The 576-nt window shown below is 48.3% G+C and carries 1 protein-coding gene; it reads left to right on the top strand.

The window, feature by feature from the left end:
* The coding region (locus tag R7R24_RS29045) for a beta-galactosidase (RefSeq protein WP_318120504.1) at window positions 1–576 on the top strand (576 nt) is incomplete at both ends.

Raw genomic sequence — 576 nt, 5'->3', positions numbered from 1 at the left:
TCTGGAGTCATACTTACACCAGTTGGGAACAAATTGAATCACCATCTCCCGTTGGTGAGAACTCCGTTCACGCACTGAAGTTAGATTGGAAACGATTCTGTACTGACCGCGTCTCGAACTTCTGTGAGCACGAGATTGCACCGCTCAAGTCGATTAATCCTGATCTGCCTACGACGGCAAACTTCATGGAGTACTTTTACGACTACAACTATTGGGAATTGGCAAAGTCAATTGATGGTGTTTCTTGGGACAGCTATCCGCTTTGGCACCGTGACGGCGATGAAGTTGCGCTCGCTTGCTATACCGGGATGTACCATGATTTGATGCGCACACTGAAAAACCAGCCGTTTTTACTTATGGAATCAACCCCAAGCCAAACTAACTGGCAGCCAATCACTAAGCTCAAAAAAGACGGTGTCCATCTACTTTCCTCATTGCAAGCAGTGGCTCATGGCTCTGACTCTGTTCAGTACTTCCAGTGGCGAAAAAGCCGTGGTTCTGTTGAGAAGTTCCATGGTGCGGTGATCGACCACGTTGGTCATGCAAATACTCGCACTGGTCGAGAAGTGACAGCCG

This window comes from Vibrio sp. 704, assembly GCF_033339295.1.
This window is presented reverse-complemented; position numbering and strand designations above follow the sequence as displayed.